The sequence below is a fragment of the Candidatus Zixiibacteriota bacterium genome (genome assembly GCA_040753495.1).
Classification (GTDB): domain Bacteria; phylum Zixibacteria; class MSB-5A5; order GN15; family PGXB01; genus DYGG01.
Genome location: JBFMEF010000176.1, coordinates 1 through 10,914, shown reverse-complemented (window position 1 = coordinate 10,914; position 10,914 = coordinate 1). Strand labels below are relative to the sequence as shown.

The following is a 10,914-nucleotide window of genomic DNA, read 5'->3' as shown; positions in this document are numbered from 1 at the left end:
GACCGGAGGCGGTATTGGTGACGGTCACGTTGACAACACCGGTTCCGGACGGGGTCGTTGCAGTCAACCGATATGGAGAAACGTAAGATCCGGCGACTGGTGTACTGCCAAAAGTGACCGTAGTTCCGCCCGGGTCGAACCCGGAACCATTGATGGTAACAAGCGTCCCGCCGGTATTGACACCGGAGGCGGGACTGATTGAAGCCAGTGTCGGCGCCAGGACATTGGTGGCGCTCACTGTCAGAATTGACGAATGCGGTCCCATGACGCCGGAAATATTCTGCGCAATGATGATATATTCGTAGGATGAGACGCCGTCGGAGGTGGCATCGACAAAGAAACTGTCGGTGACTCCGGGATTTGCCAGCGAGCCGGTCGGGTCATCGAGACGGAAGAAGGAACCTCCGGAGGCGGCGATTCGGCGATATATATGGTAGGTCAGTCCGGCGACCCTATTCCAGCGCAGTAGTATTCGCGAACTGGAGAGGGCGAAACCGTTCAATCCGCCGGGGGCGGCGGGCCAGGTCACTGGCGCCAGAGCAATATTCTCCTGCTGGAAAGAATTGTTGGGGATAGTCTTGGAGAGCACAAATCCCTCGCCGTTGGCGATATTATAGAAGTGGTAATCGTACGGGTTTCCGGGCGCTTCGGTCAGATAATTCTGAAAATCATCAAACCAGAATCCGGCGTCGTATCCCGCTCCGGTGCTGGTTTCGATGCGCAGTTCTTCATCGGTATTATCCAGATATCCGTAGAAACTGATCTCGCCGTTGGCGGGAGTACTGGCATTGGAATTGGTTACCGAGCCGAAGATAGACCCCTGCGCCAGAGCGGACGATGTGGTCAGTAACAATCCTGCCGCCAGCCAGGCCATGATTAACGGCCATTTTTTGTGGCGTTTATTCCTACGCACTTTGCAACCTCCGTCTATATCAATATTTCTTTTTGTCGTCATAATACCGTTCCTTCCTTACGGCGCCGGAAACACGGCGCTCGCGGCCGCATTTGCCTGGTACGGTTTTCCCGCCTTAACCGCAAAGTTAATTCCGAATCCCGCGGCAAAGCGAGATTCATAACTCTGCGAGGTGGCTATAAATCTATTCAGAGTATTGAAACTTCCGGGTAAATTATTAAGCACATCCTGCGCCACCAGGAAATCGGTTTCCCGGTCAAAGGGAATCACGATGAAGCTATAATCGGTGGTGGTGGTGGTCACCAGGTTGTAACTCAAGGCGCCCGGCGCCGGGACATTGCCGGCAACCGAAAAGATGGTCTGGGCTCGGGCGTTGACTTGATAAACACCCCCCGGCACTACGGCGAAATTGACGCCGAATCCGGCCGCAAAGCGGGATTCGTAGCTCTGTGACAGGGGACGATAGTTGTTGACGGTATTGACATTGGTAACGCCGATAGCATTTATCAAACCGACCGCATCGGTGATGCCGGTGTTTTCAAAGGGAATGCATATCAGATTGAAATCGGTGGTCGGCGTGATAATAATCGGATAATCATATTCGCCCACCCGGTTCGATGCCGCCGAGCGGTTGCCGAAAATATCAACGGCGACAACCGTATAGAAATACTGATTCAGGGTATCCCCAACGACATTGGCGCCGCTGATGTTGTTGTCGGTAAAAGTGAAGGTCAAATCGTTGGTGAAGCCGATAGAATCAAGGCTTGTCGGCGTGAAATATGCCCGGGTATTCCGGTGAATGACATAGCGGGCGATATCGGTAGGGAAGCCGCCGATATCGGTCGTGACCGGCGACCAGGCAAGGACAATATTGTCGGCGACGATGTCAATCTGCAGGTCGGTGATTGCCTGCGGCGCGTCACGATTTATTACATTTATGACGACCGTGTCAGGATTGGAGAAGAGGAAGTTGTCGTCAACTATCAATTCAAATTCGTAATCGCCGGGGCTGACCGGGTCAAAGGTAGGCTGGGCGACGGTGGAACTGGAGAGAGTGACCGAAGGTCCCGAAATCTGCACCCAGTCATAATTAATCGGGTCGCCATCCGGGTCGGAGGAGGCGGTACCATCGAGCGTGACGGTATTCCCGAGAACTATTCCGTTCTGGTCAGGTCCGGCGTTGGCAATTGGAGCGCGATTGGTCGGGGTGACCGTTATCTGAACTATTTCGCTGTCGGCAAGAGCGCCATCGGAGGCGATAAAAGTGACATTATATACTCCCGCCTGAGTGAAATCTGGCGCAAAATTGAAGGAACCGGTTCTATTCAGATTGTCGATGTAGCTCGCGTTCGCCGGCAGATTGAGGGCGGTCATAGTGAGCGGATTGCCATCGACATCAGAGGCGGTGACCGTAAAATTGAGTATTGCTCCCTCGGCGACCGTTCTTGGACCAATCGTCGCCAGAACCGGAGCGTCATTGACTGCCGTGACCGTGAATATCGCCGGGTCTTCATCAAACAGCAATCCCGGGTCGGTGGCGCGGAAGGTAATGGTTTCGGAGCCGTTCCAGTCGGGGTTGGGAATCGAAATCGTCGCCACACGGGCGGCGTCGATAGTAACCGTTAGTTGCGTTTGACCTGAGGCGGTCCAGGTCATTTCGGCATCACTGTTATCGACATCACTTACATAACTGTCGAGATTTATCGTTACAAACGTTCCGCCTTCGGCAATGGTCTGGTCGGGAATGTCGGTTACCACCGGCGGGTCATTGTCGGCCGAAATGGTGAAAGTCGCGGGGTCGCTGTCGGAGAGCAGACCGGGGTCGGTAGCGGTGAAAGTTATAGTCTCCGAGCCGTTCCAGTTGGCATTGGGGGTAGTGATGGTGGCGATACGGTTGATATCTATCGTCACCGTCAATTCGATATTTCCGGTGAAGGTCCAGATCATTTCGGCATCACTGTTGTCGACATCGGATACATAACTATCCAGATTTATAGTCGCGAAGGTACTGCCTTCGGCAATCGACTGATTGGGAATATCTGTCACCACCGGGGCGTCATTGACCGCCGTCACCGTAAATACGGCCGGGTCACTGTCAGAGAGTAAACCGGGGTCGGTGGCGGTGAAAGTCACGGTCTCGCTGCCAAACCAGTCGGGATACGGAATCGCAATGGTCGCCACCCGGCTGGTGATATTAACTATCAGCTGGCTGTTTCCGGAGAAACTCCAGGTCATCTGGTTATCGAGGTTATCGACGTCGGTGATATAATCATCCAGGTTAATGAGGACAAACGATGAGCCTTCATTAACGGTCTGGTCGGGAATATCCAGCACCACCGGGGCATCATTAACCGGAGTCACCGTGAAAGTCGCCGGGTCGGTATCGAAAAGGAAACTCGGGTCAGTAGCGCGGAAAGTAATCGTCTCGGAACCATTCCAATCGGGGTTCGGGGTGCTGATGGTGGCGACACGATTGGCATCGATGGTCACTATCAGCTGATTATTACCGCTGAAGGTCCAGTTAATCTCGGAATCAAGATTATCTATGTCATCAACATAGTTGTCGAGAATTATAGTCGCAAAGGAGCCCCCTTCGGCAATTGTCTGATTGGGGATATCAGCCACCACCGGAGCATCATTGGCGGCGTTTACCGTGAAGACAGCGGCATCCGAGGAGGAGAGCAATCCCGGGTCAGTCGCCGTGAATGTTATGGTATCGGAGCCGTTCCAGTCTGGAGAAGGAATCGCGATTGTTGCCACCCGATTGCCGTCGATGGAGACGGTCAATTCCACGTTGCCACTGTATGACCAGTTGATATCGGCATCAGGATTATCGACATCGGTAACATAGTCATCGAGGTTTATAGTCGAAAAGGAGCCACCCTCAGTGATGGTCTGATTGGTGATGTTGGAGACGACCGGCGCGTCATTGACAGGAGTCACCGTGAAAGTGGCCGGGTCGCTGTCGGAGAGCAAGCCCGGGTCGGTGGCCGTGAAAGTAATCGTCTCAGAACCGTTCCAGTCGGCATTGGGGACAGTAATGGTGGCGACTCGACCGGTGCTGATAGAGACAGTCAGGGCGGTATTCCCGCTGTAAGTCCAGCTTATCTGGGCATCGGTATTGTCTATATCCGAAACATAATCATCAAGGTTAATGGTAACAAAAGATGAACCCTCGGCAACAGTCTGGTCCGGAATATCAGAGACCACCGGCGCGTCATTTGCCCCGGAAACGGTAAAGGTAGCGGCATCAGAACTGAAAAGCAATCCCGGGTCAGTCGCCCGGAAGGTGATGGTCTCGGAGCCGTTCCAATCGGGTGAGGGTGTGGTTATGATAGCGACACGGGCGGCGCTGATGGTTACTGAGAGTTGCGTATTGCCGCTAAAGGTCCAGACCATTTCGGCGTCAAGATTGTCAACATCGCTTACATAATCATCCAGATTGATAGTGGCAAAACTGCTTCCCTCGGCAACAGTCTGGTCGGGGATATCAGCCACCACCGGCGCGTCGTTGACAGCGGTGACAGTAAAGGTCGCCGGGTCGGAATCAGACAGAAGCCCCGGGTCGGTGGCCGTGAACGTGATTGTCTCGGAACCGTTCCAGTTGGCGTCCGGGACAGTTATAGTCGCCACGCGGGAAGCGTTAATGGTGACAGTCAGAGCGGTCTGCCCGGTAGCGGTCCAGCCGATTTCGGAATCGAGGTTATCTATGTCCGCGACAAAGTTATCGAGATTTATAGTCAGAAATGTCGCCCCTTCGGCGATGGTCTGATTCGGAATATCGGCTACGACCGGGGCGTCATTGACCGGCGTGACCGTGAAAGTCGCAGCGTCAGAATTCGCCAGAAGTCCCGGGTCGGTAGCGGTGAAGGTGATGGTCTCAGAACCGTTCCAGTCGGCGTTAGGAGTTGTAATTGTCGCCACCCGGTTGGCATCAATATTGACAATTAGATTGGTATTGCCGCTGTATGTCCAGGTAATCTGATTATCGGCATGGTCGAGGTCGGAAACAAAATCATCGAGATTGATGGTAGCGAATGTACCGCCCTCGGCGATGGTCTGATTCGGAATGTCGGTTACCACCGGCGGGTCATTGACACTGGAAACACTGAATGTTGCCGGGTCGGAATCGGAGAGAAGGCCCGGGTCGGTAGCGGTAAAAGTTATAGTCTCGGAACCGTTCCAGGTTGGCGATGGGGTGGTGATGGTGGCAATCCGATTTATATCAATCGTTACGGTTAATTCAACATTGCCGCTGAAGGTCCAACTGATTTGATTATCGGCATTGTCGACGTCTGTTACATAGTTATCAAGATTGATGGTTGCAAAACTGCCGCCTTCCGGGATAGACTGATTGGGGATATCCGCCACTATTGGCGCGTCGTTGACGGCGGTAACTGTAAAGGTAGCGGCATTTTCGGAGAAGAGCAATCCGGGGTCAGTCGCCCGGAAGGCAATCGTTTCGGAGCCGTTCCAATCCGGGTTAGGAATACTTATGGTGGCAACCCGGGAGGCATTTATCGACACCGACAATTGTGTCGCCCCGGTAGTTGTCCAGACCATCTGGTTGTCGGCGTTGTCGATATCACTGACATAGTCGTCGAGATTTATCGTAACGAATACCGAGCCTTCGGCAATTGTCTGGTCGGGAATATCCGCCACTACCGGCGCATCGTTGACATTGCTCACCGTAAAGGTTGCCGCATCCTCATCGAATTGCGAGCCGGGGTCGGTGGCGCGGAAAGTTATCGTTTCCGCCCCGAACCAGTCGGCATTGGGAACGCTGATGGTGGCGATTCGGGAAGCATCGATGGTCACTATTAAATTAGTCTGACCGGAGGCGGTCCAGGTCATTTCGGCGTCGGTATTGTCCAGGTCGCTGACATAACTATCAAGGTTGATAGTCGTGAAACTGGAGCCCTCGGCGATACTCTGGTTGGGGATATCAGCCACCACCGGTGCGTCATTCACGGCGGTAACGGTGAATACGGCAAGGTCTTCATCGAAGAGACTGCCCGGGTCGGTGGCGCGGAAGGTAATAGTCTCCGAGCCGCTCCATTCGGCATTCGGAATAATAATGGTAGCAACACGGTTGGAGATATCAACCAGTAACTCTACATTGCCGCTCTTGGTCCAGATCATCTGCGCCGGAGTGTTGTCCACGTCGGTCACATAGTTGTCGAGATTTATCTGCGTGAAGGTAGAGCCTTCCGGAATCGTCTGATTTGGAATATCAAGCACCACCGGGGCGTCATTGACAGCGGTAACAGTGAATGTCGCCGGGTCGCTGTCGGAAAGAAGACCGGGGTCAGTAGCGGTAAAGGTGATAATCTCGGAGCCGTTCCAGTCGGCATTGGGGATAGTAATAGTAGCAACCCTGGAGACAATTGCAACAGAGAGTTGCGTTGCCCCTGACGCCGTCCAGGTGATTTCATTATCAGTATTGTCGATGTCGGTAACATAGTCGTCGAGATTGATTGTGGTAAAGGTGGTCCCTTCGGCTATGGTCTGGTTGGGGATATCGCTGACCACCGGGGCATCATTTATGGCAGAAACGGTAAATGTTGCCGGGTCATCATCAAACAGCAGTCCCGGGTCGGTGGCGCGGAAGGTAATCGTTTCCGAGCCGTTCCAGTCGGGTGATGGAATGCTGATAGTGGCAACACGAGAGGCGTTGATTGTTACCGTTAAAGCGGTATTGCCGCTGTAACTCCAGGTCAATTCTGCGTCAAGATTATCGATGTCGCTGACATAATCATCGAGATTTATGGTGGTGAAAGTATTCCCCTCACCGATAGTCTGGTTGGGAATATCAGCCACCACGGGGGCATCATTGATATTGGTCACTGTAAAGGTCGCCGGGTCGGAGTCGGAAAGAAGTCCCGGGTCGGTGGCGGTAAAGGTGATAGTTTCCGAGCCAAACCAGTCGGCGTTTGGTGTGGAGATAGTCGCCACCCGGTTGGTAATATTGACAATCAGACTGGTGGCGCCGGAAAAACTCCACGTCAGCTGGTTGTCGGCATTATCGGCATCGCTGACATAATCATCAAGATTGATTAGCGTGAAAGTTGAACCTTCCGGAATCGACTGATTGGGAATATCGGTAACCACCGGCGCATCATTGAGAGCGTTGACGGTAAAGGTGGCGGCATCTTCATCGAATGACAGGCTCGGGTCGGTAGCGCGGAAAGTTATTGTCTCGGAGCCGCTCCATTCGGAGTTGGGGGCTGCGATGGTAGCAACGCGCGAGGCGTTTATGTTGACTATGAGAGATATATTTCCGCTATAAGTCCAGGATATTTGGGCGTCGGCATTATCAATATCGCTCACAAAGTCATCCAGATTTATGGAGGCAAAAGGGCTGCCTTCATTGACGGTCTGGTCTGGTATATCCGCCACGACCGGTGGGTCATTGACGGCAGTAACGGTAAAGACGGCGTCATCGGAATCAAAAAGAAGACCCGGGTCGGTCGCCGTGAAAGTAATTGCTTCGGAACCGTTCCAGTCCGCCGACGGCGCCGTGATAGTCGCGACGCGGGAGGCATTGATGGTAACGGTCAAAGCGGAATTGCCGCTGAAACTCCAGTTCATTTCGGAATCGAGATTATCGACATCAGTGACATAAGTATCAAGATTTATGGTCGTGAAAGTAGCGCCTTCGGCGATGGTCTGGTCGGGGATACCGACAACAACCGGAGCATCATTGACGGCAGTAACCGTGAACGTGGCGGCATCAGCGTCAGAAAGCAGTCCCGGGTCGGTGGCGGTGAAGGTAATTGTTTCGGAGCCGTTCCAGTTGACATTGGGTATGGTTATAGTGGCAACCCGGGCAATGCTTATCGACACCGAGAGTTCGGTTTCTCCGCTGGCTGCCCAGGAAATCTGGTTGTCGGCGTTATCTATGTCGGTTACATAGTTGTCGAGATTAATTGTAACAAAGGTGCCGCCCTCTGCGACCGTCTGGTCGGGGATATCCGAAACCACCGGCGCGTCATTGATATTGGTCACGGTAAATACTACAGGAGTCTCATCGAACAGCAAGCCGGGGTCGGTAGCGCGGAAAGTGATGGTTTCCGAGCCGTACCAGTCAGCCGATGGCGTTGTAATGGTCGCAACACGGGAGGCATTGATATTAACAATCAAGTCAGTCTGCCCCGATGCCGTCCAGGTCATCTGGTCATCGGTGTTATCCGCATCGCTGACAAAATTGTCAAGGGTAATAGTTGTAAACGTGCCGCCTTCGGAGATAGTCTGATTCGGAATCGCTGTCACTACCGGGGCGTCATTGTTAGCAGAAACGGTAAAAGTGGCGGCATCGGAGCCGGAAAGAAGTCCCGGGTCGGTCGCCGTGAAAGTAATTGTCTCGGAACCGCTCCATTGCGGAAACGGCACAATGATTGTCGCCACACGATTGGTGATATCCACCAGAAGTTCCACATTGCCGGACTTTGTCCAGGTCATTTCGGCATCGGCATTGTCAACGTCAGTTACGTAATTATCAAGATTAATGGTGGCGAAGGTAGCGCCTTCGGGAATGGCCTGGTCGGGAATGCCGGCGACCACGGGGGCATCATTGACCGCCGTTACGGTAAATGTCGCCGGGTCGGAATCGAAAAGAAGACCGGGGTCGGTGGCGGTGAAAGTGATAGTTTCAGAGCCGTTCCAGTTCGGGTCAATTGGCGTAATTGTGGCAATTCGGGCATTGATAGTAACGGCGAGATTGAGATTTCCGCTGAAAGACCAGGTCATTTCGCTGACACTGTTATCGATATCGCTGACATAGTTATCGAGATTGATAGTGGCGAAAGCGGCTCCTTCGGCAACTGTCTGACCGGGAATATCGGAGACGACCGGGGCGTCATTGAGATTATTCACAGTGAATACGGCCGGGTCGCTGTCGAAGAGCAGACTGGGGTCAGTGGCGGTGAAAGTAATCGTCTCGGAGCCGACCCAGTCGGCATTCGGAACTGTAATCGTGGCGATGTTGGAGGCGTTTATACTGACGGTGAGGGCGGTATTTCCGCTGTAAGTCCAGGTTATTTCGGCGTCGAGATTATCTATATCTGTAACATAGGTATTCAGGTCGATAGTGGCGAAAGCGGCGCCTTCATCAATGGTCTGGTCGGGAATATCCGACACCACCGGGGCATCATTTACCGCGGTAACAGTCAAGGTAGCGGCGTCGGCGTCACTCAAAAGGCCCGGGTCGGTGGCAGTGAAGGTAATAGTTTCCGAGCCGTTCCAATCGGGGCTCGGGGCAGTGATAGTCGCCACCCGGCTGGAGTTGATACTGACTGTTAAGTTTGTATTCCCGCTGTAAGTCCAGGTAATCGCGGCGTCGGCATTATCAATATCAGTTACATAATCATCAAGATTAATGGCGGCAAAAGGCTGCCCTTCGCTTACGGTCTGGTTGGGAATATCACTGACTACCGGGGCGTCATTCACGTTGGTGACCGTGAAGGTAGCGGCATTGGAATGTGTCAATAGGCCCGGGTCGCTGGCGGTAAAAGTTATCGTCTCCGCGCCGGTCCAGTCGGCGTTAGGAATTGTTATAGTCGCCACCCGGTTTATATCGATAGAGACAGCAAGCTCAACCTGCCCGCTGGCCGACCAGGTGATTTCATTATCGGCATTGTCTATATCAGTGACATAGGTGTCAAGATTGATGGTGGCAAAGGTGCTGCCCTCAGCAATCGTCTGATTCGGGATATCGCTCACCACCGGGGCATCGTTTACGTTTGTCACCGTAAAAGTGGCGGCATCCTCTCCGCTCAGAAGGCTCGGGTCAGTGGCGCGGAAAGTAATCGTTTCCGAGCCGTACCAGTCAGCGTTGGGGATTATTATAGTTGCCACCCGGTTGGTAATATCAACCAGCAGCTGGCTGTTGCCGGTCTTGGTCCAGATCATTTCGGCATCGCTGTTGTCCGGGTCGGTAACGAAATTGTCAAGATTGATAGTTGTGAAGGTAGAGCCTTCAGGAATAGTCTGGTCGGGAATGCCGGAGACAAGAGGGGCATCATTGACCGCCGTAACTGTGAAGGTAGCGGCATCACTGGCGAAAAGCAGACCAGGGTCAGTAGCGGTAAAAGTGATAGTCTCTGAGCCGTTCCAGTTCGGGTCAAGGGGCGTAATCGTTGCCACCCGCGAGCCATTTATGGAGATCGACAGATTAACCTGACCGCTGAATGTCCAGTTTATTTCGCTGTCGGCGTCGTCAATATCGGTGACATAATCATCAAGGTTGATAGTAGCAAAGGGAGTTCCCTCAGCCACAGTCTGATTGGGAATGTCCGCAACCACCGGCGCATCATTGACATTGGTGACGGTGAAAGTCGCCGGATCGCTGTCGGAAAGAAGTCCCGGGTCGGTAGCGGTAAATGTTATAGTCTCCGAACCGAACCAATCGGCATTCGGAATCGTTATGGTCGCCACCCGATTGATATCAATGCTGACAGTCAGTTCGGTGTTGCCGGAGAAAGTCCAGCTCATATCGGAGTCGACGTTATCGACGTCAGAAACAAAATCGTCGAGACTGATAGTCGCGAACGTTGACCCTTCGGCAATCGTCTGGTCGGGAATATCGCTCACCACCGGGGCATCATTGACGGCAGTAACCATAAATGTTGCCGGGTCACTATCACTCAGCAGCCCGGGGTCGGTGGCGGTGAAGGTAATGGTCTCGGCGCCGTTCCAGTCGGCATCGGGAACTGTTATCGTCGCCACCCGATTGATATCGATACTGACTGTAAGGCTGGTGTTACCTGAGAAAGTCCAGCTTATTTCAGTATCGGCATTATCGATATCGCTTACAAAATTGTCGAGATTTATAGTGGTGAAGGTAGAGCCCTCATTAATGGTCTGGTTGGGAATATCCGCAACCACCGGCGCATCATTGACATTGGTGACGGTGAAAGTCGCCGGATCGCTGTCGGAAAGAAGTCCCGGGTCGGTAGCGGTAAATGTTATAGTCTCCGAACCGAACCAATCGGCATTCGGAA

The 10,914-nt window shown here is 53.1% G+C and carries 2 protein-coding genes; both read right to left on the bottom strand.

The window, feature by feature from the left end; translation table 11 throughout:
* Positions 1-913, bottom strand: a 913-nt coding sequence (locus AB1690_11550) for an IPT/TIG domain-containing protein (protein MEW6015946.1), incomplete at its 3' end; no start/stop codon positions are given.
* Between the two features lie 57 nt (positions 914-970).
* The gene (locus AB1690_11545; protein ID MEW6015945.1) at positions 971-10,882 is read right to left on the bottom strand and encodes an Ig-like domain-containing protein; all 9,912 of its coding nucleotides are present in this window, start codon (positions 10,880-10,882) and stop codon (positions 971-973) included.
* Between the last annotated feature and the right edge of the window lie 32 nt (positions 10,883-10,914).